This is a genomic window from Streptomyces sp. NPDC041122 (genome assembly GCF_055592445.1).
Genome location: NZ_JBVIYQ010000006.1, coordinates 314,350 through 339,037, shown reverse-complemented (window position 1 = coordinate 339,037; position 24,688 = coordinate 314,350). Strand labels below are relative to the sequence as shown.

The following is a 24,688-nucleotide window of genomic DNA, read 5'->3' as shown; positions in this document are numbered from 1 at the left end:
CTGCCTCGCTTAATTGGGAGTGCGCACCGTGAGCCGCACGACAGCGCCCACATGCTGAATACCGGCCGTCATGAAGCTGCCGCCGTACTCGCGGATTCCCTCCGCATGGGCGTCCGTCCCGTCGTCCAGTCCGAGATCCGGCGCGCTGAAAACGATTTGCCGTACGCTCTTCGGCCCGCTGCCCGTGACGAAACGGTCCAGGCTCTTCTGAGAGAGAGCCCCGTCGGTCCGGGGAACGAGGACGTAAAGGTCCAGCGTCCAGACGTCCATGCCCCGGCCCATAGCACCGTTGAAGTCACAGGCGAAACCGTCCGGACGGGGTGCAGGCAGAATGACAACGGCAGGTACCTGCGCGACGTCGGCCACTTCGGAATATACATTGAGTTCCGGAGCAGCCGATTTAATGGTGGTCTTCAGCGCAGCCCTGATCTCTGTGAGGGACGCCATGTCACCTCACTCGGATAGGGTCGCGGCAATAACGGGAGAGCTTCGCGGCAGCCATGCGGTTGTCGCGTACTCGGATGGCGCCGAATTGATCCATCCCGGCCACACCAAAAGGCGCGTCCTTGATCTGGAAAGTTTCGGCGGCCATGATCAGGCAGGCTTGCTTCACCGGCGCAGGGACGGTGGACCAACCCCACTTCGCCGTGACGCTCAGACCTCCGGTGAATGAAAGAGAACCGGCGGCGTAGACCTCGTAGTGCGGCCAGCCCGGCTGCCCGTCTACCACGCCGTTGCGGGGATGCAGGACGAAGTCATCGGCCGTCCACACGGTGCCGCCCGACTCGATGACCAGGCCGGCCGTGTCGTAGAAGTCATCGACCTCCGCCCAGTGCGCGAGCATCGTGCCCTCGCGCAGCGTGAAGACTTCGTCGGGCCCGTACGTCCGGGCCGTCGCCGTATCAGCCCGGTTGAACTGGCGCCCGCAATGCAACTCGATCTCGCGGCTCACGGAGTCGAGAGCATCTTCGAGGACCTCGTCATACAGATCCTGGCCATCGAGGTTCGAGAGCCGCGCCTTCAGCTCCGCGAGCGTGGCGTACGAGTCGCCAAGGGCCATGGGAGAGCCCCCTCACCGCCGCTTGTTCTGCGTGGGCGTGCGCTGCTTGTTCGCCGCAGGCTCTGCCTTCTTGACCTCGGGAGCGGCAGCCGGCTCTGGCTCGACCGCCCCCAGGCGCACAGCCTCGTCACGCCGGACCAGGTCACCGGGCTTCCAGTGCAGCCAGCGCGCCGCCGGGTCCGTCTCCGGCACCACGCGGTCGCGTTCCTCGGTGAAACACCAGTGCTGCCTGATCGTCACCCAGTCGCCGCTCACGCCAGCTCCACGTACGTGACGAGCACCGAGAACTTCCCCGCGGTCAGTGCCGCGGTGGCCACCGTCGCCACCACGGAACGGGCCGCGGTCGTGCGGATGGCGCTGAGCGCCTCCTTCGGCGTCGCCGTCGACAGCGCGGGCGCCGTGGACAGCGTGGCCGCCGCGCGGATGTCCGCCGCCGCCTCCAGATCCAGCGACACCGTGGCGGCGCCGCCCGACGTCGTGACCGTGGTGACGTCGACATGCGTCGCCAGTACCAGCGAGCCGGACGGAACCGTCTCACCGCGCAGCGGGATCGCGCCGACAGCCCCGCCTTCGACGGCGAAGTCGTAGAAGAACCGCGCCACCTTCACGCGGGCCACCTGATAGGAGAGCCCGGCCTTACCCGAGCCCGCTCCTGACTGAACAGCCATGGTCAATCTCCTTTCGCAGCAACAGGGCAGGCGAAAGGGGCCGGGCGGGATCCGGCCCCTGATCGCTTACAGGCCTGTCACCGTGGCCATGGCCTTCGGGCGGTACACGACGAACGCGGCGCGCACGTCGGCGCGGATCGCGAGCTTGCCCTCAGCGAAGAAGGTGCTGTGGCTGTTGCTGACCTGGACGTCCAGACCGCGGCGGACCGCCAGCTCCGTGAAGTTCTGGAGGTCTCCGAGCACTGCCTTCGTGGCCGTGACCGCCGTGGTCTCGATGACCGGGATTCCCCAGCAGGTGTACGGGCCGGGCATCGAGGGATGCCCCCACACGTACACGCCGTCAGCGGTCTTCAGCAGCCGCACGGCTTCCCACTTCGACGGGGCGATGAAGACGGCGGACGGCTCCGCGAAGCCGTCGTCACGTATCTTCCGAGCCGCCTTGTAGATCGCGTCGGGAGTGTTGTCGGAGCCGAGCGCCTGCGTCTGGATCCCGGAGACGTTCTCGATGCCCAGCAGGTTGGGAGCGATGCCGTCGCCCTTGAGGATCTGCGAGTCGAGCCGCTGCTGGATCATGAAGGGCAGACGGTTGTTCACGTAGCCCTGCGCGCGCGCCTCGTCCTCGAACTGCTCGTCCGTGACCGGCAGGAAGACGGCGACCTTGCGGACCGCGGAGGACCGCTCGGTGAGCGCCAGCACGGCTTCCGGATAGGTCCCCGCCTCAGCGACCTCGGCGGCGTTGTTCGTGAACGTCGTCTCTTCCATGTAGACCACGGCGGACATGCCGGTCGTCGTCTGCGGGATGAAGGTCGTGACGTGCGGCGCCGGCCGGGTCGGCATGTACTCCAGACGTCCGGTACGGACGTCCTCGGAGTCCCAGCCCGCAGAGGTCTGGAACAGCGTCTTCAGGCTGATGTCCAGGTTGGCCGACGGGCCGGACTGGGAGCCGACGTTGTAGCCCTTGAACGCCTGCGACTTGACGAACAGCTCGCCCATGTCGACACGCCCGCGGGAGTCCTTGCGCTCCGGGTCACGCTCCCTGACGCCGTCGCCGGACTCGGTGGCCTTCTCCTCCTGCTTCGACTGCGCGGCGGCGCGAGCCACCACGAGGTAGTCGTCGACCTGCTTCTTGCACTCGTCGATCTCGTTGTTCATCTTGCCGATCTCGGCGACCTTGGCGTGCGTGTCACCGTCGATCGACTTGACCTTCGACATGTCGTAGTCGGGGCCCGCTTCGGCCAGCAGATCGGCCAGCGACTTGCGCTTGGCGTCCAGCTTCTCCTGAGCGGTCTTCAGCGCCGGGAATTCGACCACCCGGCCAGAGTCGTTGTACATGGCTCTCCGTTTTTGGGCATGAAAAAAGCCCCCGCTATGGGGGCCTTCAGAAGGAACGTGGTTCAGATGCCGTTGATGCGGGCGACCGAGGCCATGACCAGCGCTGCGATTTCCTCGCTGGTCGGCTCAGGCGGCGCGCCCTCGTCCACCGGAATCGAAAGGAGAGTGTCGAGCCGCTTCACGTCGTCCCTGATCCATGACAGGAGATCGGCGGAACCCGCGGACATTCCCTTTCCCTTTTGCGCACGGAGAGCCATGACGTCCGTCGCGCGGTCGATCAGCCCCGACAGGTGGGCCATCACCTCGATGGCCTGATCAGCGAAGCGCCTGCCCTTTTCGCCGTCGGCTGTACGCAGCTGCGGCGGTTCCCTGTCGGCATCGAGCAGATGTGCCGACAGATGCTTGTGCACGGCCTCGCGGTCCTTCTCGGGAATACCCGAGTCGGGCCCTGCGCCGTTCAGTTGCGCGATGCCCTGGAGACACGCGCGCAGGTTGGCCGGCCCGTCGATGCCGTGGTGGTGGGCGAAGCGGTAGGAGCCCTTCAGCTCCGGGTCGCCGTCCGGGTCGACCCACGCATACACGCTGCGGAGCTGCGAAGGGCGAGCGTCCCCGGGAAGGTCACCGATCGTTTTCGCACCGTCCCAGGGGCGCGTGAGCGTCGCCGTCTCCCGCGCGGGAATCGGACCGCGGACCGCGGTGCCCGCCTTCGTCTCCGGGACGTCGTCCGTGTCCTCGACCTGGCGGTTCTTCACCGACAGCGTGCGGGTGTTGACCCCGGCGCCCAGCAGGACCGGTGACACCTCGTGCACGGTCACGCTGTCGAGGTAGCGGACCGGGCGGTCCTTCTCCTCACCGAAGCTGTACTCATTGATGTCGAAGCCGTAGCTCCACTCCCCCAGCCCGTCCTCCGCCAGAGCCTTCACGGTCTCGAAGGTGTCGCGGCCGTGAGCCGTGTTCATGAAGAAGGTGCCTTCCAGCACGGCCTTCTTGCCCTTGACGCGGACGACACCCTTGCCGACCGGCAGGGCGCCGTCCCAGCTCTTGTGCCCGTAAGCACTGATGGCGACCTTCGCGCCGTCGGTGAAGGCCCCCTCGCGGGTGAAATCCCCGTCGTGATCGCGGACGTTCATGGTGGAAAATACGGCGGTGACGATTCCCTTGGCCTCGTCCTTGATTTCCAGGCCGCCGGGCAGGCTCTTACGTTCCATTGCTGTCGCCTCCCGGCGTGCCGGATTGGTCGGTCGGTGCGGGTGGCAATTCAGGGGGTGCAGGCGGCCCTTCGAGTGCCGGAGGTTCGAGACTCGCGGGCGGCTGCATCTGCACGGACACCAGACCCGTGTGCTGGCCGACCAGCTGGGAGACGTCCTCGGCAAGAATTGCCCTTACCGCCGCGTCCGGCTCGAAGCCCGCCTTGATAAGCGAATCGATGGTGTTCGCCTGGACACGCAGGATGTCCGCCCGGTCCCGCGAATCCTCGCGCAGAAAGGCGATGTCCCGGTCGTCGTACCAGAGGCTTGCGCCACCCGGCGGCGACACGAGGTTTTCGAGGCTGGAGGCAGCCATCCGCCACAGCGGGCGCATCGTGCCATCCGCGAACCGGCGCCTCGAAGCAGCGAAGTTGTTCGTGTTCAGCGCTGACCCCGACAGGCCCTCGGAGAAGCCGACCCACGACGGAGGCACCCCGGCCGCGCTCGCAATGCGCGCCTCGCCCTTGCCGACGGTCGATGTGAAGTCCAGCTGCCGGAAGTCATGGGTCAGCGGAGTGACGTCGGCGCCGCCCTGGAGGAAGAGCGTCTTGTACGCGTTGAAAGCACCCTGGTGCCCTGCCTTGAAGGCTTTGACGAAGGAGTCGAACTGCTCCTTCTGCACATCCTTGTCGAAGCGCACCACCATGTTCGGCACGGCCGCATGCTCGAAGAACGTCTTCTTGTGGACGGTCGCCGCAGTGTCCGCCTCGATCTCCCTGATCACCGGAGTGATCCAGGACATGCCGCGGAAGCGCGCCGCCGGGTCGGGGATCGGGCTGTAGTGGGCGACCTCGTGCGGCAGCAGCAGCACTGAGCCGCCGGACGTATTCGGCGCCCCCGATGCCATGACACCGAACTGCCGCGGCTCGTAGAGGAACCCGATGACCCGCGCGTCCGCCGCGTACAGATCGCCGCTGTGAGAGCCGATGACCATCGACACCCAGTCCGGGCGCAGTCGCGCCAGCCTGAGCCCGGGGCCGCTCGCAGAGCTGCCGAAGCGCCCCTGGTCGTCGCACTTCGTCCAGTACGAGTTGCCCGCGAGTGAAGCGTCCTGCTCCATGCGCGCGAGCAGCTCGCCGGTCGTGCCGGACTCCCAGGGGCGTTCGAGCAGCGCCAGCTCGCCGGACCCGAACAGATCCTGCGGACGCCCGTTCTTGAACTGCCGGAACTGGAACCGGGCTTCGCTGAAAACCATCTGCCGCGCCATGACGCAACTGAAGATCGGCCCGTTGCGCTTGAAGGCACCTTCGACGTAGCCCTCGAAGTCAGTCTCGATCCGCTCCTTGTCGGCGGTGCTGCCCATGAAGAACGGGGCCGCGTCCATCGACCAGAAGTCGGGCTGGCTGAAGGACTTCCTGTTACGTCCCCAGGGGATGAGCTTCTTCCACCAGGCCATCCGTCACCCCCATGCGCAACCTGCTTCGACGGGTGGCTTCCTGGCGCTCTGCTGCAGACCCCAGACCGCGAGCGTCGCGGCCTGGAGAGGTGAGATGTCGATGGCCGCCCCCCGCTGGTCCCAGGCCCACAGATCAGCCACGACGCGTTTGTCGGCGCCCGCCACCGCAGAGGACAGCGGCACCTGGTCGAGGTGCACGAGAGTGGGGTGATTGCCGCGCATCGGGACGACGGCGCTGCCGAAACTACCGCAGGCCTGCGCGAATTCGCGGGCCGTCGGGTGGATGACCTCGATGCCCTTCGCTTCGAGCGCCGGTATCAGCGCGCCCGCCTGGCCGGCACGGTTGATGACGACAGCCTTCGGCTTCCAGCGGGCCACCAGATCGGCGATGCGCGGCACGATCCACCGGTCACCGGGGCGGTGATCGAGCGTCGCTTCATCCGGCGTCGTGATCTCTACGTGGGTGAGCCCGTCGGGGTTCATCCCGGCGACGACGATGCACCCGCTCTTGCGGTCCGGCGACAGATCGACCCCGAAGGACAGATCTCCGACGGGCTCGCTCGCCGGGTCGACGCACGCCTTCCAGTACGCCTCGCCGATGACGCGCCACGACTCGCCCTCGACCGGCCAGTCCCCGACGCCGAGACGCTCGCGCCCGAACTCCTCAGCGGACATGCTGCGGCGCTCTGCCTCGATGTGCTCGATGGAGCGCTCTGGAGACCTGATGCCACCGATGCGGATCCCGAAGCCCGGATTGGCCTTGGGGTAGCTCGCGTACAGGCGGGACAGCTGCCGGTCGTACTCTTCCTGCGGCCAGCGGGGGTCAGCCCTGAAGCCCTGCGCGTCGTGGTCCTCGCACGTGGGAGGACAGAACTGTGAGCAGGGGTCTATGGACCATTCCAAGTAGCACAAGCGAGGGTCGGAGCCCGCGATGCCGCGGGTACGGACGCGACCGAGCGCGGTCGACTCCTTGGTGCCGGACGACCCCGTGTACCAGACTTGCGGGTCCGGGACGGCGGACAGCGTCGGCAGGATCGCGCCGACCGCCCGGTCCGTGAGGATCATGGCTTCGTCCAGCACAAGGCAGTCGCAGGAGAACCCGCGCCCGCCGCCGGCCGTGCGGCTCCTGAACCGGAGGCGGCGCAGGGCGCCGTCACGGAAGACCTCGATGCCCTCTTCGCCGTGGGAGCGCGATACGCGCTTCACCATGCGGTCGAGATCAGGAGTGTTCTCGATGAGTCCGAGGATCCGCTTGAACGCTTCGAGGCTCGTGTCGAAGAGGTGCGCGCTGTGGATGCACAGCTCTTCGTCCAGCAGGTACAGACTGGCCAGCTCGCGGGCTTCGAGGACGACGCCCTTGCCGTTCTGTCGGCCGACGATCAGCCCCACCTCGAACGCGGACCACGTCCCGTCGGCCCGCTGACCGAGCGATTCGTCCAGCACACGGCGCTGCCAGGGGTCCAGGGTGAGCCCGGCGATCTCCGCAAGCTCCGCGACATCGGCGCCCGCAGTGGTCACGCGCGGCGGCGCACTGAGGATCCGGGGGGCCTGGTCGCCGCGCCCCGGTATGACGAGGCCGCTCATCCCCCGCTGCCCCTGCGCCTGCCGCCCTGACGCCGCGCCGCCGCCGGTGTGCCACCGGTGCGGCGCGCCATCAGCTCATCGACCCGGGACACCGTCGCGCTGTCGGGGATGCCTTCGAGCGCTTCGAGGACTTTGACCAGCCGCAGCGCCAGGGCCGCCGTCTCGGCGCCGGATGACCGGCGCACCTTGCCGCAGTCGCAGCACTCCGACTCACCGCTGATCTCCGCGGCAAGCCGGTCGCGTATCGCTTCGAGCTGCGCGCGCTTGTCGCCCTTGGAGATGGCCTCGCGGAAGTCGCTCACCCGAAGTCACCCGCCACTTCCAGAGTTCGCGGCACCGGCTCGATCAAGATCGTGCGGACCTCGGGGGCGGGGGTCAGTGTGCGGGGCTCTGCCGCCACCTGGACGGTGCGCCGTTCCAGGGGCACGTGCAGGGTGCGGGGCTCCGGGGCCACCGTTATGACACGGGGGCCGGTGACTGCGGTCTCGACAAACGTGAGAGCGACGGGCAGCGGCGCGAGCACCGCGAGCGTGCCGGGAATGAGTACCGAGCCGGCCAGCGCGGCCGTCACGGACGGCGCCGTCGCCACCATCGCGCCCGGCGAGGCCACCAGTCCGGCGGCCGACACGCTCACCGACGGCGCGGTGGCGGCCAGCGGCCCACTCGCCCGCACAGCGCCGGCGAGGGCAGATGCGGCGGATGGCGCGGTCACCGCCAGAGCGGCGCCGACCGTCACCGTGGCGAGCGCCGTAGCGGTGGGTGCGGGCGCCGTCGCCCCCAGCGCGCCCGGGATGGATGTGGCAGCTACCAGGTCCGGAAACGGAACAGGGGCGACGACGCCCGACGTACCCGCCACGGTGAGCGTGGCGGTGACGGTCGCCGCGGCCGGGGGCGCGACAGCGTCGGCTGTCCCCGACACCGTGACGGAGCCCGTCATGGCGGACGTGGGAGCAGATACGGCGGTGTCCACGCCGCCTGCCGCGGTCACCTCGCCGGACATGTCGGCCAGAGGCTGCGGGGCGCTCACATCCACCAGGTCGGTGGGACCGCCCACCATGAAAACGTCGGGCGTCGGGGCAACCACGCGCATCGCGTAGGGCAGTTCACCCGCCAGCAGGACAGCGGGCGCGGCAGCCAGGACGTCAGCCGCGCCGGCCACCGTCAGCGAGCCGGCCATGCCTACCGCGGCGGACGGCGCGAGAGGACCCAGCGCGCCCACGACGGCCACATCGCCGGACAGGGCCATCAGCGCCGCAGGGGCGGCACTCGCCAGAGAGCCGGCAGCTACGACAGCCGCCGATGCGGCGGCCACCGCGGAAGGTGCCCCGGCATCGGCCGCACCCGAAACCGTCAGCGCGCCGGACGCCGCCACCGCCACGGACGGAGCCGACACCACCACGGTGCCCGCCACCGTGAGCGCCGCGGCGATGTCGGCCGTGGCCGACGGGGCAGTGACATCGAGCGGACCCGTCGAAGGGACAGCAGCGTCGCCCTGGCGGACCACGGTGACGTACGCGCCTGCGGGATGTCCGCGACCGAGACGGGCCATGGATCACACCGCCTCGGTCAGCACTCCTCGAAGACGACGTACGCAATGGCCGTCAGCGTCGCGGCGGTGTTGATGCGCAGTTGCAGGTATTTCGACGGCAGGATCACCGGCTCGCGGCCCAGCGGCCACTGCTTCTCGTACTGCGTCGTCGGCGCCACCAGGGCGCCCGCGACCTGCCGCTCGGTCGTGTTCGTGATGATGGTCGCGGCGCCGTAGCCGGTGGACCCGGTGCCCATAGTCAGGCTGGACGCCTTCGCGTTGTCGCCGACCGGCATGACCGTGGACGTGCTGTGCGCGGTGAGCGAGGTGGTCGCGGCGCTGGCCTGCGCCAGCGTGACCACGGCAGGCGACCCCGCCGCAGTGCCGCTGAAGGACACGCCCCACTCCACGACGCGGACACTGATCGTGGACGGTGTGGCCAGCTGTACCGCGCACTTCGCGCCGGTCGTGTAGCTGGTGCCCGCCATGACACCCGTCGTCGCGTCGATCGCGCAGTTGTAGGCGACGTACAGCGTCATGCGACACCGGCCACGCCGTAGACCAGCAGATACGCGCCGTCCCTGTTCGCGCCGGCGGGCACCGTAACCGTCGTGCCCGAAATGCTGGCGCCGACCGCCGCCGCCACCGTGGTGCCCATCAGCACCGCCCGCTTGATGACGGTGAACTGCTGGACGACGTCCACCGTGTCGGAGGCAGTGATGTCCCGCAGGGCGTACAGCGCCACGCGGTCCGACTCGCCATTCATCCACATCAGCGGATACCTGTTGGGCTCAAGAGCGGCCATGACGTCCCCTCACCACGTAGAGGCACGGCGCACCGCCGTGCCGGTCTGGGTCTTGCGGGGCGGAAGCGAGGGGGCAGCAGCCAACTTGAGCGTGACGACCTTGGCGATCCACTGGCTCGATGGCGTGACCGTCCCCGCGTAGGCAGCGGCGCCGGTGGCGGCGACCTGCTGATAGCCCGACATCCACCGGTCGGCGAAGGACCCCTGTGCCTGGCTGACCTGCGGCAGGTTCGTCCACGGCGCGCCAGGACCCGTGATCGTTCCGGCACTGGAGTCCGTCGTGAACACCGCACCGACCCACAGCTCATCGGCCTGCGTCGTGGCGGCGGTCGCCGTGGACGTCCAGGAAGTGGACCCGCCGGAGACCGAGTTCGCCGTCTTGTCCAGCACTCCGGAAGCGGCCAGCCCCTGCCATTCGTAGACCGTCGCCATCAGCGCGAGCGTGCCCGACCCGCCCGTCGCCGTGATGGCGACCGCCGTCTGGCCGCCCGCACAGTTCAGGTCCAGCCAGGTGACGCCGATACCCGCATCCGAGTCCGACCCGAAAGTCGAGGCCTGCGCGAAGTTGTCGACGACACCCCCGAGCGTCATCGTGATCGCCGTCGGGTTGACACTGGTCCCCGATGCGGCGACCAGCACAACCAGGGCGTTCCCGGCTGTGGTCGCGCCGTCCAGCGTGACGGTCAGCGTCCCCGTGGCGCCGGAATTCTGTTTCGACTGAACAAGGCCCATACGACGGCTCCCGTATCAGTGCAGGTCAAGAGGCTGGCATCGTGAACGTGCCGGAAGTGATCTGCACCGTGACGCCGACGGAGATCGAAGTCGAGTTGAGCTGCAACTGGCCGCCGCCACCCGTCGCGGTGACGCTGCCGTCGAAGACCGTGCCCGGGGTGCCGCTCGCGCAGCGGAAGTGCGAGGCGGTTCCCGCGGCGACGCCGGTCGTCGACAGCGGCGTGCCGGACAGCGTGATCACGCCCGCGCTCGCGTTGCCGTAGGCGGGGTTGTCCAGGGTGAACGTGGCGAGCAGCGTGCCGGTGATCGACGCATTGGCGTTGGCGGGCTGGGTGCCCGAGTAGACCTTGATGGTCCCCGCGCCGGAAGCGTTGATCAGGGCATCGACGGCGTCCGCCATCGCATTGACGGTTGCAGTAGCAAGCTGGACGGCCATCCTGGTTTCCCTTCACCATGCGCGGGAGCCGGTGGCCGGCCGCGGCAACGCGCCCTGCGGCGCTTCAGTCTGTGGTGGCTCCGGACGCAACGCCGGACGTTTACGCAGGCCAGAGCCGTACCAGCGCTTCACACCGTCCATGTAGTTCTCGGGGCGCTCGGCTCGGCAGCGGGCTTCGACGACGTCGCGGCCCGGGTCGACCGTCACGACCTCTGCGCCGTGTTTGCGGTAGCGGTCCATGATCGTCGGTTTCGGCACCGAGTGGATCACGTAGACGTCGTGGTCCTTCACGTGGCGCAGCGCCTCGGTGATCGCACCCTCGCGGGCCCTGAAGGCGACGCTGGCGAGCGGGCGCTTGTGGCCGTGCGGAGTGGCATGGATCGACGTCAGAGCATTGGCGATCCGGTCGTAGTCGATGACGATGTCGCCGGGCACGGCGCGCTCGTTGACCCAGGTCGACTTGCCCGCGGCGGGCGGGCCGATCACGATATATAGGGCCATCAGCGGTTCTTGATCCGGAGCGTCATAGACCTGTCGTCGGCCCGGCCCGCGGAAGTCACGATGTGATTGGTGACCAGGTACGGGGTCCCAGGGGTGCCGCCGGAGAGCCACGCGGTCGCACTCGACAGGGTGCTGGAGGTGGCCCCGAGGTCGAGCCCGGCGGACACGACGAAACCCGACGTGGAGATCGTCTCGCCTGGGGCGAGCCACTCCGACCAGTCCCATATCCAGTCCAGGACGGCGTCCGGGTCCTGGAAGTAGACGGGGATGACGACGTCAGCCATGCATACCCCCACGGAATCTATGCAGCGGCGGCGGATGGCGATGCATAAACGCGATGCGATCTATGCAGCCCGTTATGCACTTGATCCACGACGCAATCACGAACTGATCTACGACTGGCTGCACTTGACGATCAGTCACCCAGTGAAACGCGATCAAGGACAAGCAAATTTGCAGCACAAGGCGATCTTCGTGGGGGTGAAGCCACCCCAGGAATCGATCAAGTCCTGACCTGCAATTTCGTTGGCGATCTTCGCCTAATTGACACACCGTCAGATCAACAGTAAACGATCACGCCTCTGACCTGCGGGTTTGCGGAGATTCCGATAGAGGGTTAACCGGGAGACAGGGGCATTTGGGGTCACCGAGAAAATCTTTTGCAGCAAATACCCACCCCCCTATTTGATATCGCAAAGGCGATCCCCATTGATCCATATCGCGATCAACGATCTCCCCTATTCCAATATCGTCGATCTCCCCCACCGGTCACCGAGGAGATCGAGAAGCAGCGCCAATGCATATCCATACATCATCTATTCAGCATGTCTATGCAGGGGTTATGCACTACCAGCGCCGCGAGGCGGTCACTGGCCGCCTGGCCTCGCCTGATCCTTTGCGCTGGTTGCACAGGCGGTGCGAGGGCTTGAGCCACTGCACATCATCGGGATCATCACCGCGAGCGATCAGCACCGCGATCGGCGGCTCGTGATCCGCTTGCCATGCCATCGGGTCGAGGTAGTGCAGTGCCGTGTCGATCGGCTGACCACACAGGTGACAGATCGGCACTGACTCGCGCTTGAGCTGTGCGACCGCAGCTCGCCATCGGCTGCCACTACGGCCGGCGCACCTGGTCACCGGCACGGTGCACCTCCAAGAGTGGGGGCACACCGTGCCGGTGAGGGTGCATCAGGCAGCACAAGCGAGGCGGGTACAGCAGGGCATGATGCTCGTCTACCTGGACAGGTGCAGTACCTGGCCCGGGTGGATCAGGTGCGGGTTACCGCCGACAACCTTGGTGTTGCCTGCGTACAGCGCCTGCCATCCACCGCGCACGTTGTGCTGCTGTGCGATGCGGTAGAGGCAGTCACCACGCCTGACCTTGTAGACCTTGCCACCCCACGTCGTGGGCACCCTGCCCGTGCGGGGTGCCACCCCGTGGCGCGGGGCGCCGCCCCTGGACTCAGGCACCGCCCTGTCCGCGGGTACCGCCCTCTGTCCGCTGGGCACGCCCTGCCTCTTCGGCGTGACGGGGGCGGCCCTGTGTACCGGGCCCCCCGGTGTCGAGCCTGCGGGCCGTACGACGGCAGTGAAGGCGCTGGCGTACCAGCCGCTGCGCCAGGGCGCGATGCGGACAGGTGCGCCAGGACGGGAGGCCTCTATGATCTTGCCGCCCCCGATGTACAGGGCCACGTGCCCACCGCCGCGGTAGACCACGATGTCGCCGGCCCGCACCTGGGACGGTGCGACCCGCCCAAGTCCGGCCAGCTGAGCCTGAGACGTACGCGGGATCGATACCCCCGCCGCACGCCACGCCGCCTGCGTGAGGCCGGAGCAGTCGTAGGCATTGGGGCCGGTGGCCCCGTAGATGTACGGCTTGCCGCGCTGCGCCAGGGCGTACGCAACAGCCTTGGCTGCGGTGCCGCTGACGGCCGCCTTCGGCCTGGCGGGCGCCTTCCTGGGCGCCGCCGCGTACGGCTTGGCGCCGCCCCTGGTGAGGCCCGCCTTCACGCTGCACACCGGCCACGCTCCGGGTCCCTGCGCCCGGAGAACCTTCTCCGCGATCTGGATCTGCTGCGCCTTGGTGGCGAGGTCGGCGCGGCTGGCGAAGGTGCCGCCGCCATACGCGCGCCAGGTCGACGCGGTGAACTGCAGCCCGCCGTAGAAGCCGTTGCCGGTATTGATCCTCCAGTTGTTGCCTGATTCGCACTTGGCAACGCGGTCCCACGCGCTGACCGAGGCGGCGTCTGCCGTGCCTGCCGCGGTAACCGTGAGACCCGTTCCGACGAGAGCACTGACGCCCGTCGTGGCAAAGGCGCGCTTGGTCCGGGCGCCCTTGGTCTTTCTGTGCTTGTTGCGGTCGTGCCCCATGTGAGTTGATCTCCGATGGGTGTCGGGTCCGCCCCTGCTCAGACCACCCGCCTAAGTGCGGGCATGAGGAAGCGGCCCCGCCAGGGAGCCGCTGTATCCGCGCATTCAGCTGCGCGTCGAGTGAATGGCGCAGCCGCTCATCGGGAGCGGCGCGCAGCAAAAAGGCCCGCACGCGGCGGGCCCTGATCGGCACTCAGGCGCTCTCATGGGCATGCCTGGTACGCCTCGATAGTGCACCAGCAAACGCCTACATGCAATCACCCCGTCTCGCTTCGCGCTTCGGCGGCGGCTCCGGAAGCGGCTTTCCCGGCTCCCGCGGTCCCATGGCGCCCAGGTCCCACAGCCTCCGCGCCGCGGTGCCGTGGCGCACCAGACGGCCCTCGCTCGCCCACTTGAACAGGACACGGCGCGAGCAGCCCCAGTACAGGCAGGCGGCCTCGGTGTCGGCGAGGATCACGGGCGGATCTCGAAGATCTCGGCTACCGCGCCGTCGTAGTCGCGGACCTCGAAGCGACCAGTCGCTACGGCCACGTAACCGCCATAGCGCGCAACAGCGTCATATCCCGCCCCGGGCGCCGCCTCAGGGAAGGAAGCCCGGTCATACCACCAGCCGTTCAAGCGCGGCGGCACAGCGACAGGCAGGTCTTCCGCAGGACGGATGACGATGTAATCCGGGTCACTCACAACCCCACTCCTCTCATCTGGTCACGCCCAGGATGATCCGGGTCACAGCGCCTCCCACCACATCCACGCGATGCCGCCGACCATGCCGATGCCGCTCGCGATCCACACGGTGACCATGAACGCCTGGAAGATCCCGTACCCGACGCCGTAGCAATGCCAGTACTGGCGCCAGGCGTTCACGGCCGGAACTCCTCACGGAAGTCCGGGTGATCGTCGTAGGCGGCGGCATCGCGCCGCGCGACCCGCCGCAGCGTGTTCACCGCGCCGGTCATGATGTCGTAAGGCGGTGTTCCCGGCTCGGACTTACTCAGCGTGAACTCAGCCTGCTCCAGCTCCCGTAGGGTCTCCCGCTTCGCCTCGACGTCCCTGAGGACGCGGGCGGGATCATGGCGGGCGATGTGGTCGGCCTGATGGAAGGTCGCAGCTGCCCGATCCTGTGCGTGCATCCGCTCCGGCTCGAAGCCGAACTCGACAACCGGCCGCTCACCGGAGGCGAACACCACGCCGCCGCTGCGGTCGAACACGTCGTACCGCCACGTATCGCCGCCCGCCTTCTCGGCCAGCGCCGCCTCCTCGTCGTACCGCGCCCGCAGGAACGCGACCAGTTCGGCGGTCACTGAGCCCCGTCCCTCACGGCCTCGTCGTCCACAGCAATCTCCATGCTCCGGAGCTTTCCGCCGAAGGTGATCCGCGCCTTCGGTGAAGCAATGCCCGCCGCCCCGGCTGCGCGGACCTGGCGGCAGAAGGCCTCGATCTCGTCCAGGTTCATGGCCTTGCCCGCCGCCGCGTGCTTGATCGTCTGTGTCATCGGTTCTCCAGGTGAACAATGGCCTCGGCGACCGCCAGGGCAGCCATCCGCGCGATGTTGTCGACTGAATTGACCGCCCCGTCCCCGACGTACCGCAGTGCCAGCACCGGATCGCCGGTCGGGCTGATGATCGCCCACGATGCGAGGACTGCTTCGACGAGATCCTTGCGCACGCCGACACCTCCCGCGCTGTACATGTACCCTTCGCGGGCCTCGCCCTTCGACACATGAATGGGTTCCATTACGCCCCTTCCCCTTCGAGCAGATCGATCCACTGCCACCTGAAGTACTTCGTCCCGCACGGCGCCGCGTCGGGTGTCCCGATGCACCGCACGTCTGTTGACGCATCGTCAGCGACGATCAGTGCTCCCCCGCAGCCGCCGCAGACCGTGTCCTTGATCATCGCCATCGGCGAGTCGTAGCCGAGAACGATCCGCGCCGTGCGCACCCGCTTGCGCAGCTCCTCCTTGATCTCGTAGACGAGATCGTCGTATCCGCTCTCCGACGCCATTGCGCACCAGTCGGGAATGGCACGCAGAGCACTGACCACGCCGACGCCTTTCCGCTCACCGTGATCCGGATAGAGCACCTGGCGCAGGGCCGCGTAATGCCTGTGCGCATCCGCCCCGATCGTCAGCAGCAGCGCGAGCGCCTCGCCATTACCGGGTGGATTGGAATGCGGCTTGCCGATGGCCCCGATGCCCTCGCCACCCGCTTTCGACACCGGCTCGGCCACCGCTTCCTGCAACTGATCGAGAAGCGGCGGCAATTGCATGGTCTGCGCCCGCGCCTCGAAGTGGACCGGGCATCCGCATTCGTGATGCCTGCGCCTGGCGGGCGGCATGGCCGATCTCCATACCTGGCACAGCGTCACATGCTGTGTGATCGGCACCTGGAATTCGATCCGCTCTTCCCAGCCGGCGACGAGCTGGGATACGAGGCCGGCGATGAACTCGGCGTCACTCGCCATCGCTGCCGCCGGAGTAGTCGTGGGGGCGGCCGGCGCCGTGCTGGCAGTCGCAGCCGGGGCAGGCGCCATGCCCGAGGTGGGGGAACTCGCGCTGCGCCTCGGGATGGTCGGCGCCCCACGCGCATTCGCGGCAGATCATGAGCGCCGCCCTATGCCCAGCCGGGCCAGGCGGGTGATGCGCCGCGCTTCGGCCTCGAAAGCCTTCGGGTCGTGGAACGGGCACTGGGTGACCGTCACTTCCGCCCGTCCGGGGTGCCGCGAGGTGTGCAGCAGCTCGATCAGCTTCCAGACGTCCAGCATGGTTCCTCTTCCTGATCATGAAGGAGCGGCCCCTCAGGGGCCGCAGAAGGTCTCTGGGTCGCCCCGGATACCGCTCCGGGGCCCGAAGGGCGTCAGAAAGGCGCACAGCGGCGCGCACGGGGCATCTACGCCCCGGGGCACACGTCGTGAACCGCCCAGTGGAAGCTGTCGTGGTCGATCGCCCAGTACGCCTCGCCGCCCCCGATGAGGCGGCGGCACGTACGGCAGCGGTGCGGCCAGCTCCTGGCCGGGCGGGACGGCTGCGGAGCGTCGGCACCGGCGCCGCAGGCATGAGCGGCGACGATGTCGCACGCTCTCGCGCTGACACTCGCGGTGCGCGGCCTGAGGCGGCCCGCGATGACGTCGTAGGCGGGCCGTCCGGCGATCAGGGCGGCCCGGTAGCTCTCTGCGTCCAGCGGCTGGGTGTCCGCCACCGCCTCACGCCCTGAGACCCGGCAGACGAAGACGCAGCCGCCGCAGCGGCTGCAGGCGGCCAGTTTGATCTCTGTGTCCAGCGGGCTCTGCTCAGCCGTGGCAGTGATCCTTTCTTGTCTTTTGATCTTGTGTTGTCGCATGCGTCGCTAGTGGGGGCTAGTTCCTAGACCCCCCAGCGACTAGCGACACGATCATGGGATTTAAAGAAGGGGTAGCGACGAAAACACGACGCCCCAGGTCAGAGGTAGCGACCGATCCACGACGGAATAGCGACGGTAGCGACGGGCGGTAGCGACCAAAGCACGACATGATCTTGAAAAATAGCGACGAATAGCGACGCCGCAGGTCAGAGCACACGACCGATAGCGACGGGTTTTTAAAACCGCAGGTCAGAGCCTTGCGCTATTCCGCCTCTTCGATCATGTCCTGGACGTGTTCGGGACGCTGCGCCGCCGCTGCCCTGTCGACGGCCTCAAGCTGTCGCCGGCCCTCGTAAGTGATCTCGTAGCGGGCCGTCCCCGGAACCTTTTTGATCAGCTCCTTGCGAAGGATCGCGCTCACGTGCGTTCCGCACTTGCCGCGTTCCTTCGCTTCCAGTCCGAGCGCTGTCGCGATGCCGCTGACGGACACTCCGACTTCGCCGAACTCGGAGATCGCCCTCAGCACGAACTGCTGCTTGCCGGTCACGATGATCTCTACGGCGACGGGCAGGGCATCGCCCTGGATGCGGAACGCGACGGAGTCGCCCACTGTGTGACCTTCCAGGAGAAGCTCCGGCGCCTCGGCGATGTCCTTCTGGAAGCGGCTCACAAGTGTGACGCGCATGCTGTGCTCGTCGCGCCGTACCTCGAACTCGGCGTCGACGGCGCCGTCCCAGGCGGTCGCGCCGCGGCCTCTGCCGCCCTCGGTCCCGGAGTGGTGTACCAGCATCACGCAGGCGCCGGTGGACTCCTTGAGGGCGTCCAGCGCGGCGATGACCTGGCCCATCTCGGTGTTGTCGTTCTCCTTCACGCCAACGGTGCACCGTGCCTGCGTGTCGAAGATGATGAACGCGTATCCGTAGGTGCGGGCGTAGGCGATGAGGCGCCGCTGCTGGTCGGGGTCGCCGATCTGGACGGCCCGGGGGTAGAACCGCACTTCGATGCTCTGGCCGTTCTCCTCCTCCCACGCCCGCACTCTGCGCTTGGTGCCCCGCACGCCCTCGGCGACGACGTAGAGGACGCGGGCCTTCTCGGTGCGGTAGCCGAACCATCTGAGGCCTCCGGCGACGGAGCCGGCCATGGACAGGGCGATGAAGCTCTTGAGGCTCTTGGGCGGCCCGAAGATCCGCACGAGGGTGCCTTTGTCGAGATAGTCGGAAATGATCGGCTCGGGTTCGGGAATGTCGTCAAGCTGGTCGGTGGTCAGCACGTCGCGGGCGAACTCCTCGGCAAGGGCGGCCATTCCGTCGGGGGAGGTGAGAAGGCGCTTCTGCCTTTCCAGGAACCGCCGGGAGGCTTCTTCCATATCCTCCCGGTTGGCTATCTCTCCTTCTATGCGGCGTTCACGGTCGGGGTCGGGAAGGCCGGCCAGCAGATCGGTTCCTGTGGCGATGCGGGCGAATTCCTGTGCCTGTGACCGGTTGATTCCCAGGAGCACGGCCCGCTTTGCTTCCGGGGCCAGCCCCCGGAAGATCGCCGCAAGGGTGTAGAAGTCGATTCCCTGCTGCGTTTCGCCGGTCTCCACGGGCACGCGCCTCTTTCCTGCTGTCGTCGGGCTGTGCAGCGGGTGATCTCATACCGCTGCTTTCAGGAGAGACTCGATGTCGCCGGGCGTGATGATCCCCGCCCTGTACAGGACGCTGACGGCGTGCGGCGCGCTGAATGCGAAGCAGTCGTCCAGCATGCGCTCGTAGGCCACTCCGCGCGGCAGCAAGGGTGTCCGCTCGCCCCCCAGGAGCCGCAGCAGGGACCGGGCATGGCCCTGCGTGACCTCGCAGGACTCCGGCAGGGGCTGCCTGCTCCTGCGTACCGGCCGGATGTCCCTGCGCACCAGTGCCGCGGCGACGGCCGCGGCCGTGCTGTGCACGCCGTAGCGCCGCCGTGTGCGTGCCAGGCAGCCCCGGACGGTCTCGCAGGCCGTCCACTTCTCTTCCGCGATCTCCTCCACGGTCAGGCCGTCGGCGTGCATCTGCAGGACGGCCAGGTCCCGGCGGGTGGCCGGGCGCGGCTTCTTCGCCCGCACCGGCGGGCCGGGCCGGGCGTCGGTGCGCCGGTATGCGGCCCGGCGCCGGCTCGCGCACGGCCTGCAGTACCGGGAGGTGGTGCCGTTCCGGCGTTGGGTTTGTGCCACGTTGGCGGGGTCGGTCAGGTCGTGCTCACCCGCCCCGCACACGGTCTGCCGCGGTGTGCCCATGCTCACCCTCCCTGCCGGGGCAGCACGGCGCCCCTGGGTGCGGGGGTCCATGACCCGGGGCAGCGGTACCAGCGTGCGGCGCCGGAGAAGAGCGGTGCTTCGTGTTCTTCCAGCCGCGGCCCCTGCCGGGTCATGACGGTCTCGCAGGGCGCGGCGCAGCGCGGGCAGCCGGTCATATCCGCACTCCCGTCCAGGAGCTGCCGCAGAAGCAGCGGTGCGCGCCGCCGCACTGCGGTGCGGTGCACACACAGACGCCGCGCCGGGCGGGGCAGGGCGCGGTGCCGGGCACGGCCTCCGTCTGCGGGGGCGCGGTCTGCGTGACGGCCTCCCCCGCTTCCGCGCCGGGGCCGGTGCCCGCCGTCTGCACCCATGACCAGTCCTCGCCGTCGTCCAGGGCGCCCGCGGATGCCGCGCCGGTGCCGCGGCACGACGTGAGGCCGTAGCCGTGGCCGGGCAGCACGACGTGATGGAGCGACAGAACAAGGTCCCCCCGGAAGGACTCCAGGGGGACCGACTTGCGGCAGCGGGGGCAGGTGCCCTCGGCTGAATCTTTACTCTTCATCGCCTTCCTCCTGCTGCTTTCTGGCTGGCCAGACGGTGGCGGCGTCCTGCAGTTCCCCGCCGGGCGCGCCGACGATCAGCCGCGTGCGGCTGCCGCTGATGAAGTCGACGACCATGCCCGCCTCTTCGGCGCCCCGGATCGCCTCGCGGATGGTGGCCGCCCACATCTCCGCGGCCTGCTGCGGGGTCATGGCCGCTCCCCCGGGGCGACGTCCTGGGCGGCCCATTCCAGGACCTCTCTGACGGCGCTGGGCTTCATTTCCGCCGGGCCGACGACCGCCTTCAGCTTCCGGATCTTCGCGGCGTCCTTGCGCCGCTGCTCGGCCTGGACTTCGGCCAGCGCCCTGTTGCACGTGGCCAGCCACTCGGGCGAGCTGTCCGCGCAGACGATCTCCGCCCAGGCGCTCATCCCAGCACCTCGATGTACTGGTCCGTGTCGGCTCCGTCCTCGCCGGGGATGCAGATCTGGACGTTGTCGCACCCGACGCTCAGGTACCAGCCGCGCGCGGTGAGTTCCTGTGCGAGGCGCTGCCAGATCGCGCGGGCCTCTGCTTCGTCGTCATTCACGCCGTTGCCCTCCTTCTTCCAGCAGCTGCTGGATCCCTGCCGCCACCGAGGGGCAGCCCAGCTCGCCGGCCGCGTCGCGCAGGCGTTCCATCGCGGTGCGGTCGAGCAGCACGTCGGGCTGTCCGTAGGCGTCTGCGCGGATCTGTACGTCGACCCCGAGGGCGGCGGTGAGCTCTTTCCAGAACAGGACGCTGAAGTTGTCATCCACGGGACGGGTCCTCTTCGTCCTGCAGCACGTAGCCGCTGCGCCGCGGCTGCCCGGTCTTGGTGACCGCGCTCCCGTGCAGCGAGCGGAGACTGATCCACCGCCCCCGCTTGCCGGTGCGGGCGTCCACCACCCAGGCGTGACTGCGGCCGGGGCTGAAGCGCTCGATGCGGATGACGATGTCCTCGCGCGGGTCGGCGTGCTTGCAGATCTGACCTTTCTTGATCATGAATCCCCTTCCTTGAACTGATCGAGCGCGAGGGGTTGCATCACGTACGTCGGGATGTCGTCGCCGTCCAGCACGCTGTCGATGTTGACCAGTACGAGGCCGCGCGACTTGAGCCACGCTTCGAGCGAGCCCCACACCACGGGGTGCACGACGACCTGGCGGACCTCATCCATCGCTGCCGTCCATGAGCTGGGCGACCTTGCGCATCCACCTGACGGTGCTGCCGCCGCGCGAAGGGTGGTGCGACTCCGAAGTGTTGGCGTGCTCGCGCAGCATCTTGGCGCTGGGCGGGCACGGAACGATCATGACGCCGACCCGTTGAAGGATCTTGTTGACGGTCCTCATTGATCTCCTTCTCCGGTCTGTTCCAGCAGCCCCGCGTCGTCCAGCGCCGCGAGCGCGCGCCGCGCCGTCGCGTCGGGGTAGGGCTTCATGACGTCGCCCGGCCCGCCGTGAGCGACGTACCGCGCCACCTCCACGAGGCCCCGCAGCGCGTCCCTGGGGACGGGGACGGCGTCATCCAGCGTCTCCCATGACGATCCGTCAGCGGCTTGGTGCACAGGCCCCTGGTGCCCTTCGCGCAGGACGCACGGTCCGAACGTCATCTGCTTCCCCAGCAGTCCGGCTGAGGCGGACGCGTCGCAGGCTGACTGCCTGGCCAGCCCCAGCGCCTCGGCTTCGTCCGGACTGACGACGCGCCGTTCCGCCTGGTACGGCGAGGCGCCTGCTGGTGCGGCGGGGTGGCGCAGGTGCCACCACGTGTTGCGCCAGAATGCGGTGATCGCGTTCATGTCTGCTCCCTCACTGCCTCGCACGGCCAGCTCTCGCCGTCCCAGCCGCACACCGGCGTGCTGTAGGGCACGCCGTCGATGTCGTGGCTCTGCGGGGTGTGCGGGTCACCGTCGCTGTCGATGTACGTGTCGTCTTCGTCGTAGGAGTAGGTGCGGTCCTCGCTCACGCCGTCCACCTCCGTGTCGGTATGCCTGCCGCTTCGGCGAGCGCGGCGGTGTGCGAGGCGCCGCGGCTGCCGTCCTTGATGAACGCGAGGCAGACGTCCGCCCCGAGGCTGACCATGTGGGCGTTGCGGATGAAGCCCGCCCGCCTGCCGTTGACCGTCCAGTTGGCGGGGTGGGCATCGATGGCGACGCCGCCGTAGGCGCGAGCCCACCTGTCGGCCATCGCGTCGGCTCCGGTCGGGCATGCGCCGTGCACCACGACCAGCGCGCGGCTGGCCGTGGCTGCGGGCACGGTCTCCGCGAGCGCCCGCCAGACGACAGCAGCGTCCGGCCAGCCCCGTGAGCCGGTGACGAGGATGCGGTAGGGCTTGCTCACCCCCGCCCCCCTTCGATCTTCGCCGCGACGTCTTCGAGGACGGCGTTCAGGTACCGCTCCGCGTCGTCGACGGGTTCGCGCACCGTCGCGGCGCGCACGATCTCGGCCGCCTCGCGCCGCACTTCGTCGCGGTAGGCGTCGGCGGCGCTGACGAACTCCTGGTCGTCGGGGTCGAGCATTCCCAGGCGCAGCAGTTCGTCACGGGCACTCACGTCTGCCTCCCTACGCCGTCGCCCCGGACCGCGGCGGCGATGTCCAGCAGGGCGGCGGCGATGGCGAGATCGGCGCGGACCGCGCATGACGCGATCAGCTGGTCGGCGGTGAGGCCGTTCGGCTGGTTCAGGTCTTTGCGCGTCTCGTTGAGTTCATGGACTGCGAATCCGTACGGCGTCCGCTCCTCAGGCATCGGGCCCCTCCCCCACGTACCGCGCGTACAGCCGCGCCTCGCCGTCAACGGTGCGGGCTGTGGCGTCGAACGATCCGGCGGGGCGGTACGCGGACGTCTCGCCCTGCCGGATGCGCCGTGCCGTGCCGCTGGCCACGCTGATGCCCTTGTATGCCTTGACCCGGGCCCATTCGCCGGGCCTTGCCCTCAGTCCGGCAGCCACGGCGGCGTGATCCATGTCGTCCGGCGCCCGGCGCTTCGCGGGCGGGTCCTCGAATTGCAGTGTCATGCGGCTTCTCCGAACAGTGCGGCGAGGCCTGCGCCTATCCCGAGGTGCTCGGTCTCGGTGCCCTCGGGGACGGTCATGTAGCTGGCGCTGAGCAGCGCGTCTATGCCTTCGCCGTCGATGGCGAAGTCCGCCCGGCCCTCAGGGCTGGACAGGTGCAGGGTGATGGCGCCGCTGGAGTGGCGCTGTACCCGGACGTCTCCTTCGCCGACGATGCCCGGGTGGCTGATGCCGTCGGCGAGCAGTTCGCGGGCGAAGGCCCACACGACGTGCTTGCCATCAGGCTGTGCGATGTCCAGCACGACGGCGTACGGGTCGCCGGCGCGGTATTCGAGGACGGCCGACAGCTGTGTCAGCTGTCCGTCGGCGTGGATCAGTTCAAGGTCGACCGGCTGGATGATGGTCATCACTCCCCCTCGGGATGTGATCGCGGGTTGGTCGTGCGGAGGGACCCCGTCTCAGCGGGGCGCGGGTGTCTCGGTGCGGGGCAGCTGCTCGGTCTCGGCTTCTGCGGGCGGCGCGGGCGCCCGGCGCCAGATGGGCCGGTGTTCACCGCGCCGACGGCCACGGCCGCGGGGCAGGCTGATGAGCTGGTTGATCACGGCGCCTGCCGCCCCGCCCCCGAGCGCGCAGCACGCGAGGCTCAGGGCGTCGTTCATGTGCAGATGCATTCGACGCGGCTGCAGAACGGGCAGACGGGCACGGACGCGGCCACCAGCCGCAGGAAGATCACCGCTCCTCCGTCTTCACCGTCGCCATCAGCACGGCGCCCGCGTCACCGGTGATCTGGTGTCTGCGCGCGACGTGGCTCCACAGCTCGGAGAACGAGGCGTCCTCGTCGTCCGGCGAGACCCACTCCTCGTAGCCGCACACCTTCACCGGGCACGGCAGTACTCGGTCACTCATCGGTCGTTGTCCTCCGCTTCGTCGCAGCAGTCGCCGCACGATGCGACGGGTTCGTCATCGATCAGCCCGGCCTGGTCGCCGGGCCTGATGCGGTTGCCGCACGCGCACTTGGTGGCGAGTTCGGCCGTGAAACGGCGGACGCCCCCGGGCGGCTGCTCGGGGGCGTCGGGGCGGATGAAGGGGCCGCTCATACGGGGAACTCCTTTCCGCACCCGCAAGGGCACGGCGCCGTCGCAGGGGCGTCCGGATCGGGCGGCGGCGCCGGGACGGGCCAAATGCGGGATCCGTCTGTGGTCACCTGATCGCCTCGAATCGGCTGACAGCCACCTCGTGGCCGCACATGTCGCAGATGACCGGGTCGGTGTTGAGCCATGCCCGCCAGAACGGATGCGCAGCCCGTTCCAGTGCCTGGCGGTGCTCGGGGCACAGCGGCATGGGCGGCTGTCCCTCGCACTCGGTGTCGGCCAGGTGCTGGAAGTACGCGATCCACGCAGCCGTCTCGGGGCACGACGGCTCTGCCATCGACATGACGCACGGCACGTTGCCCTCGAACATCCTCAGCGCGAGAGCGCGGGTGTCCTCGGTGGCGTTGATCTGAGGGAAGCTCACGACGCCGTCGCCTCCGGTATGTCCTCGCCGTGCTCGTCCAGCGCCCGCGCCGCGGCAGCCAGCTCCATGCGGGCGGCCGGCGAGCCGGTCGTCTGCTCGCGGTGCTGTGCTGCGAGGTAGCGGGTGAGGCGCCCTTCGCGGTCGGTCATGACACCTCCGTCATGACGTGCCGCTCCCACGGTGCGGCGAAGCGGTCGAGCGACTTGTCCGGCGTGATGTTGCCGAAGCTCTTGCCGCACTGGCAGCGGCCCCACAGGTCGCAGTCCCCCAGCTCGACGACCAGGGCGTGGCCGCCTTCCCAGCTCGCAGGTTCGGTCATGAATTGCGCCTGGTTTCGGGCTTACGGAGCAGCGCCCAC

Annotated in this window: 50 protein-coding genes; 1 reads left to right on the top strand and 49 read right to left on the bottom strand. The window is 68.6% G+C overall.

The window, feature by feature from the left end; all coding sequences use genetic code 11:
* Nucleotides 1-9 precede the first annotated feature (9 nt).
* From ACZ6B8_RS23350 to ACZ6B8_RS23275, 16 genes are all read right to left on the bottom strand, one after another.
* Nucleotides 10-447, bottom strand: coding sequence for a hypothetical protein (locus ACZ6B8_RS23350; protein ID WP_471608451.1), 438 nt, complete (start codon nucleotides 445-447; stop codon nucleotides 10-12).
* 1 nt (nucleotide 448) lies between these two features.
* Entirely contained in the window at nucleotides 449-1,060 is a 612-nt protein-coding gene (locus ACZ6B8_RS23345) for a hypothetical protein (protein ID WP_471608450.1), read from the bottom strand.
* A 12-nt stretch (nucleotides 1,061-1,072) separates the two neighbouring features.
* Nucleotides 1,073-1,315, bottom strand: coding sequence for a hypothetical protein (locus ACZ6B8_RS23340; protein WP_471608449.1), 243 nt, complete (start codon nucleotides 1,313-1,315; stop codon nucleotides 1,073-1,075).
* Nucleotides 1,312-1,728: a hypothetical protein gene (locus ACZ6B8_RS23335; protein WP_471608448.1), complete on the bottom strand. Its 417-nt coding sequence runs from the start codon at nucleotides 1,726-1,728 to the stop codon at nucleotides 1,312-1,314. Before ACZ6B8_RS23335 ends, ACZ6B8_RS23340 begins: the two co-directional genes overlap by 4 nt.
* A gap of 66 nt (nucleotides 1,729-1,794) precedes the next feature.
* Nucleotides 1,795-3,060, bottom strand: a complete 1,266-nt coding sequence (locus ACZ6B8_RS23330) for a phage major capsid protein (RefSeq protein ID WP_471608447.1) — start codon at nucleotides 3,058-3,060, stop codon at nucleotides 1,795-1,797.
* Nucleotides 3,061-3,122: 62 nt separating this feature from the next.
* Nucleotides 3,123-4,268 carry an HK97 family phage prohead protease gene (locus ACZ6B8_RS23325; protein WP_471608446.1) on the bottom strand — a complete coding sequence of 382 codons (1,146 nt, stop codon included), beginning with the start codon at nucleotides 4,266-4,268 and terminating at the stop codon, nucleotides 3,123-3,125.
* A complete protein-coding gene (locus ACZ6B8_RS23320; RefSeq protein WP_471608445.1) occupies nucleotides 4,258-5,703 on the bottom strand; it encodes a phage portal protein in 1,446 nt (481 codons plus the stop codon). The genes ACZ6B8_RS23325 and ACZ6B8_RS23320 overlap by 11 nt, the downstream gene beginning before the upstream one ends.
* 3 nt (nucleotides 5,704-5,706) lie before the next feature.
* On the bottom strand, nucleotides 5,707-7,287 hold the full coding sequence (locus ACZ6B8_RS23315) for a terminase (RefSeq protein ID WP_471608444.1): 1,581 nt from the start codon (nucleotides 7,285-7,287) through the stop codon (nucleotides 5,707-5,709).
* Nucleotides 7,284-7,589, bottom strand: a complete 306-nt coding sequence (locus tag ACZ6B8_RS23310; RefSeq protein WP_471608443.1) for a hypothetical protein — start codon at nucleotides 7,587-7,589, stop codon at nucleotides 7,284-7,286. Before ACZ6B8_RS23310 ends, ACZ6B8_RS23315 begins: the two co-directional genes overlap by 4 nt.
* A complete protein-coding gene (locus tag ACZ6B8_RS23305) occupies nucleotides 7,586-8,791 on the bottom strand; it encodes a hypothetical protein (protein WP_471608442.1) in 1,206 nt (401 codons plus the stop codon). Before ACZ6B8_RS23305 ends, ACZ6B8_RS23310 begins: the two co-directional genes overlap by 4 nt.
* Before the next feature lie 62 nt (nucleotides 8,792-8,853).
* Entirely contained in the window at nucleotides 8,854-9,354 is a 501-nt protein-coding gene (locus ACZ6B8_RS23300; protein WP_471608441.1) for a hypothetical protein, read from the bottom strand.
* Nucleotides 9,351-9,620: a hypothetical protein gene (locus ACZ6B8_RS23295; RefSeq protein ID WP_471608440.1), complete on the bottom strand. Its 270-nt coding sequence runs from the start codon at nucleotides 9,618-9,620 to the stop codon at nucleotides 9,351-9,353. The genes ACZ6B8_RS23300 and ACZ6B8_RS23295 overlap by 4 nt, the downstream gene beginning before the upstream one ends.
* Before the next feature lie 9 nt (nucleotides 9,621-9,629).
* Nucleotides 9,630-10,352 carry a hypothetical protein gene (locus tag ACZ6B8_RS23290; RefSeq protein ID WP_471608439.1) on the bottom strand — a complete coding sequence of 241 codons (723 nt, stop codon included), beginning with the start codon at nucleotides 10,350-10,352 and terminating at the stop codon, nucleotides 9,630-9,632.
* Between the two features lie 25 nt (nucleotides 10,353-10,377).
* Complete coding sequence (locus tag ACZ6B8_RS23285) at nucleotides 10,378-10,788, bottom strand: hypothetical protein (RefSeq protein WP_471608438.1); 411 nt, start codon at nucleotides 10,786-10,788, stop codon at nucleotides 10,378-10,380.
* A 12-nt stretch (nucleotides 10,789-10,800) separates the two neighbouring features.
* Nucleotides 10,801-11,274, bottom strand: coding sequence for a hypothetical protein (locus tag ACZ6B8_RS23280; RefSeq protein WP_471608437.1), 474 nt, complete (start codon nucleotides 11,272-11,274; stop codon nucleotides 10,801-10,803).
* 14 nt (nucleotides 11,275-11,288) lie between these two features.
* The gene (locus ACZ6B8_RS23275) at nucleotides 11,289-11,573 is read right to left on the bottom strand and encodes a phage fiber-tail adaptor protein (protein WP_471608436.1); all 285 of its coding nucleotides are present in this window, start codon (nucleotides 11,571-11,573) and stop codon (nucleotides 11,289-11,291) included.
* On the opposite strand from ACZ6B8_RS23275, the gene ACZ6B8_RS23270 reads away from it, so the two are divergent.
* Nucleotides 11,572-11,802: a hypothetical protein gene (locus ACZ6B8_RS23270; protein ID WP_471608435.1), complete on the top strand. Its 231-nt coding sequence runs from the start codon at nucleotides 11,572-11,574 to the stop codon at nucleotides 11,800-11,802. The two genes, ACZ6B8_RS23275 and ACZ6B8_RS23270, sit on opposite strands and share 2 nt — an antisense overlap.
* Nucleotides 11,803-12,522: 720 nt before the next feature.
* Here ACZ6B8_RS23270 and ACZ6B8_RS23265 read toward each other — a convergent pair.
* From ACZ6B8_RS23265 to ACZ6B8_RS23105, 33 genes are all read right to left on the bottom strand, one after another.
* The gene (locus ACZ6B8_RS23265) at nucleotides 12,523-13,659 is read right to left on the bottom strand and encodes a transglycosylase family protein (RefSeq protein ID WP_471608434.1); all 1,137 of its coding nucleotides are present in this window, start codon (nucleotides 13,657-13,659) and stop codon (nucleotides 12,523-12,525) included.
* Nucleotides 13,660-14,112: 453 nt separating this feature from the next.
* On the bottom strand, nucleotides 14,113-14,343 hold the full coding sequence (locus tag ACZ6B8_RS23260) for a hypothetical protein (RefSeq protein WP_471608433.1): 231 nt from the start codon (nucleotides 14,341-14,343) through the stop codon (nucleotides 14,113-14,115).
* A gap of 42 nt (nucleotides 14,344-14,385) precedes the next feature.
* A complete protein-coding gene (locus tag ACZ6B8_RS23255) occupies nucleotides 14,386-14,523 on the bottom strand; it encodes a hypothetical protein (RefSeq protein WP_471608432.1) in 138 nt (45 codons plus the stop codon).
* The gene (locus ACZ6B8_RS23250; RefSeq protein WP_471608431.1) at nucleotides 14,520-14,960 is read right to left on the bottom strand and encodes a DUF6221 family protein; all 441 of its coding nucleotides are present in this window, start codon (nucleotides 14,958-14,960) and stop codon (nucleotides 14,520-14,522) included. The genes ACZ6B8_RS23255 and ACZ6B8_RS23250 overlap by 4 nt, the downstream gene beginning before the upstream one ends.
* Nucleotides 14,957-15,151, bottom strand: coding sequence for a hypothetical protein (locus ACZ6B8_RS23245; RefSeq protein WP_471608430.1), 195 nt, complete (start codon nucleotides 15,149-15,151; stop codon nucleotides 14,957-14,959). The genes ACZ6B8_RS23250 and ACZ6B8_RS23245 overlap by 4 nt, the downstream gene beginning before the upstream one ends.
* A complete protein-coding gene (locus ACZ6B8_RS23240; protein ID WP_471608429.1) occupies nucleotides 15,148-15,393 on the bottom strand; it encodes a hypothetical protein in 246 nt (81 codons plus the stop codon). The genes ACZ6B8_RS23245 and ACZ6B8_RS23240 overlap by 4 nt, the downstream gene beginning before the upstream one ends.
* Nucleotides 15,393-16,121 carry a hypothetical protein gene (locus tag ACZ6B8_RS23235; protein WP_471608428.1) on the bottom strand — a complete coding sequence of 243 codons (729 nt, stop codon included), beginning with the start codon at nucleotides 16,119-16,121 and terminating at the stop codon, nucleotides 15,393-15,395. Before ACZ6B8_RS23235 ends, ACZ6B8_RS23240 begins: the two co-directional genes overlap by 1 nt.
* Complete coding sequence (locus tag ACZ6B8_RS23230) at nucleotides 16,111-16,260, bottom strand: hypothetical protein (protein WP_471608427.1); 150 nt, start codon at nucleotides 16,258-16,260, stop codon at nucleotides 16,111-16,113. Before ACZ6B8_RS23230 ends, ACZ6B8_RS23235 begins: the two co-directional genes overlap by 11 nt.
* Nucleotides 16,257-16,421, bottom strand: coding sequence for a hypothetical protein (locus ACZ6B8_RS23225; protein ID WP_471608426.1), 165 nt, complete (start codon nucleotides 16,419-16,421; stop codon nucleotides 16,257-16,259). The genes ACZ6B8_RS23230 and ACZ6B8_RS23225 overlap by 4 nt, the downstream gene beginning before the upstream one ends.
* Nucleotides 16,422-16,546: 125 nt before the next feature.
* Nucleotides 16,547-16,855: a hypothetical protein gene (locus ACZ6B8_RS23220; RefSeq protein WP_471608425.1), complete on the bottom strand. Its 309-nt coding sequence runs from the start codon at nucleotides 16,853-16,855 to the stop codon at nucleotides 16,547-16,549.
* 403 nt (nucleotides 16,856-17,258) lie between these two features.
* A complete protein-coding gene (locus tag ACZ6B8_RS23215; RefSeq protein ID WP_471608424.1) occupies nucleotides 17,259-18,587 on the bottom strand; it encodes an AAA family ATPase in 1,329 nt (442 codons plus the stop codon).
* A gap of 42 nt (nucleotides 18,588-18,629) precedes the next feature.
* A complete protein-coding gene (locus ACZ6B8_RS23210) occupies nucleotides 18,630-19,250 on the bottom strand; it encodes a LuxR C-terminal-related transcriptional regulator (RefSeq protein WP_471608423.1) in 621 nt (206 codons plus the stop codon).
* A 172-nt stretch (nucleotides 19,251-19,422) separates the two neighbouring features.
* Nucleotides 19,423-19,812 (bottom strand): hypothetical protein, encoded by a 390-nt coding sequence (locus ACZ6B8_RS23205; protein WP_471608422.1) that lies wholly within the window; start codon nucleotides 19,810-19,812, stop codon nucleotides 19,423-19,425.
* The gene (locus ACZ6B8_RS23200; protein WP_471608421.1) at nucleotides 19,802-20,002 is read right to left on the bottom strand and encodes a hypothetical protein; all 201 of its coding nucleotides are present in this window, start codon (nucleotides 20,000-20,002) and stop codon (nucleotides 19,802-19,804) included. The genes ACZ6B8_RS23205 and ACZ6B8_RS23200 overlap by 11 nt, the downstream gene beginning before the upstream one ends.
* Complete coding sequence (locus ACZ6B8_RS23195; RefSeq protein WP_471608420.1) at nucleotides 19,999-20,220, bottom strand: hypothetical protein; 222 nt, start codon at nucleotides 20,218-20,220, stop codon at nucleotides 19,999-20,001. The genes ACZ6B8_RS23200 and ACZ6B8_RS23195 overlap by 4 nt, the downstream gene beginning before the upstream one ends.
* Nucleotides 20,217-20,378: a hypothetical protein gene (locus ACZ6B8_RS23190; protein WP_471608419.1), complete on the bottom strand. Its 162-nt coding sequence runs from the start codon at nucleotides 20,376-20,378 to the stop codon at nucleotides 20,217-20,219. The genes ACZ6B8_RS23195 and ACZ6B8_RS23190 overlap by 4 nt, the downstream gene beginning before the upstream one ends.
* Entirely contained in the window at nucleotides 20,371-20,586 is a 216-nt protein-coding gene (locus ACZ6B8_RS23185) for a hypothetical protein (RefSeq protein WP_471608418.1), read from the bottom strand. Before ACZ6B8_RS23185 ends, ACZ6B8_RS23190 begins: the two co-directional genes overlap by 8 nt.
* Nucleotides 20,579-20,812, bottom strand: coding sequence for a hypothetical protein (locus ACZ6B8_RS23180; protein ID WP_471608417.1), 234 nt, complete (start codon nucleotides 20,810-20,812; stop codon nucleotides 20,579-20,581). The genes ACZ6B8_RS23185 and ACZ6B8_RS23180 overlap by 8 nt, the downstream gene beginning before the upstream one ends.
* Nucleotides 20,809-20,985, bottom strand: coding sequence for a hypothetical protein (locus ACZ6B8_RS23175; RefSeq protein WP_471608416.1), 177 nt, complete (start codon nucleotides 20,983-20,985; stop codon nucleotides 20,809-20,811). Before ACZ6B8_RS23175 ends, ACZ6B8_RS23180 begins: the two co-directional genes overlap by 4 nt.
* Nucleotides 20,978-21,157 carry a hypothetical protein gene (locus tag ACZ6B8_RS23170; RefSeq protein ID WP_471608415.1) on the bottom strand — a complete coding sequence of 60 codons (180 nt, stop codon included), beginning with the start codon at nucleotides 21,155-21,157 and terminating at the stop codon, nucleotides 20,978-20,980. The genes ACZ6B8_RS23175 and ACZ6B8_RS23170 overlap by 8 nt, the downstream gene beginning before the upstream one ends.
* Entirely contained in the window at nucleotides 21,154-21,603 is a 450-nt protein-coding gene (locus tag ACZ6B8_RS23165) for a hypothetical protein (protein WP_471608414.1), read from the bottom strand. The genes ACZ6B8_RS23170 and ACZ6B8_RS23165 overlap by 4 nt, the downstream gene beginning before the upstream one ends.
* Complete coding sequence (locus tag ACZ6B8_RS23160) at nucleotides 21,600-21,770, bottom strand: hypothetical protein (protein WP_471608413.1); 171 nt, start codon at nucleotides 21,768-21,770, stop codon at nucleotides 21,600-21,602. Before ACZ6B8_RS23160 ends, ACZ6B8_RS23165 begins: the two co-directional genes overlap by 4 nt.
* On the bottom strand, nucleotides 21,767-22,144 hold the full coding sequence (locus ACZ6B8_RS23155) for an SLOG family protein (RefSeq protein WP_471608412.1): 378 nt from the start codon (nucleotides 22,142-22,144) through the stop codon (nucleotides 21,767-21,769). The genes ACZ6B8_RS23160 and ACZ6B8_RS23155 overlap by 4 nt, the downstream gene beginning before the upstream one ends.
* Nucleotides 22,141-22,356 (bottom strand): hypothetical protein, encoded by a 216-nt coding sequence (locus ACZ6B8_RS23150; protein WP_471608411.1) that lies wholly within the window; start codon nucleotides 22,354-22,356, stop codon nucleotides 22,141-22,143. Before ACZ6B8_RS23150 ends, ACZ6B8_RS23155 begins: the two co-directional genes overlap by 4 nt.
* On the bottom strand, nucleotides 22,353-22,550 hold the full coding sequence (locus tag ACZ6B8_RS23145) for a hypothetical protein (protein WP_471608410.1): 198 nt from the start codon (nucleotides 22,548-22,550) through the stop codon (nucleotides 22,353-22,355). Before ACZ6B8_RS23145 ends, ACZ6B8_RS23150 begins: the two co-directional genes overlap by 4 nt.
* Nucleotides 22,543-22,818, bottom strand: a complete 276-nt coding sequence (locus ACZ6B8_RS23140) for a hypothetical protein (protein ID WP_471608409.1) — start codon at nucleotides 22,816-22,818, stop codon at nucleotides 22,543-22,545. Before ACZ6B8_RS23140 ends, ACZ6B8_RS23145 begins: the two co-directional genes overlap by 8 nt.
* Nucleotides 22,815-23,222 carry an SsgA family sporulation/cell division regulator gene (locus ACZ6B8_RS23135; RefSeq protein ID WP_471608408.1) on the bottom strand — a complete coding sequence of 136 codons (408 nt, stop codon included), beginning with the start codon at nucleotides 23,220-23,222 and terminating at the stop codon, nucleotides 22,815-22,817. The genes ACZ6B8_RS23140 and ACZ6B8_RS23135 overlap by 4 nt, the downstream gene beginning before the upstream one ends.
* A gap of 51 nt (nucleotides 23,223-23,273) precedes the next feature.
* Nucleotides 23,274-23,474 carry a hypothetical protein gene (locus tag ACZ6B8_RS23130; protein ID WP_471608407.1) on the bottom strand — a complete coding sequence of 67 codons (201 nt, stop codon included), beginning with the start codon at nucleotides 23,472-23,474 and terminating at the stop codon, nucleotides 23,274-23,276.
* A 70-nt stretch (nucleotides 23,475-23,544) separates the two neighbouring features.
* On the bottom strand, nucleotides 23,545-23,721 hold the full coding sequence (locus ACZ6B8_RS23125; protein ID WP_471608406.1) for a hypothetical protein: 177 nt from the start codon (nucleotides 23,719-23,721) through the stop codon (nucleotides 23,545-23,547).
* Nucleotides 23,718-23,912 (bottom strand): hypothetical protein, encoded by a 195-nt coding sequence (locus ACZ6B8_RS23120; protein WP_471608405.1) that lies wholly within the window; start codon nucleotides 23,910-23,912, stop codon nucleotides 23,718-23,720. Before ACZ6B8_RS23120 ends, ACZ6B8_RS23125 begins: the two co-directional genes overlap by 4 nt.
* A 103-nt stretch (nucleotides 23,913-24,015) precedes the next feature.
* Nucleotides 24,016-24,330, bottom strand: a complete 315-nt coding sequence (locus ACZ6B8_RS23115) for a hypothetical protein (protein WP_471608404.1) — start codon at nucleotides 24,328-24,330, stop codon at nucleotides 24,016-24,018.
* Nucleotides 24,327-24,479, bottom strand: coding sequence for a hypothetical protein (locus tag ACZ6B8_RS23110; RefSeq protein ID WP_471608403.1), 153 nt, complete (start codon nucleotides 24,477-24,479; stop codon nucleotides 24,327-24,329). The genes ACZ6B8_RS23115 and ACZ6B8_RS23110 overlap by 4 nt, the downstream gene beginning before the upstream one ends.
* Nucleotides 24,476-24,649, bottom strand: a complete 174-nt coding sequence (locus tag ACZ6B8_RS23105) for a hypothetical protein (protein ID WP_471608402.1) — start codon at nucleotides 24,647-24,649, stop codon at nucleotides 24,476-24,478. The genes ACZ6B8_RS23110 and ACZ6B8_RS23105 overlap by 4 nt, the downstream gene beginning before the upstream one ends.
* Nucleotides 24,650-24,688 lie beyond the last annotated feature (39 nt).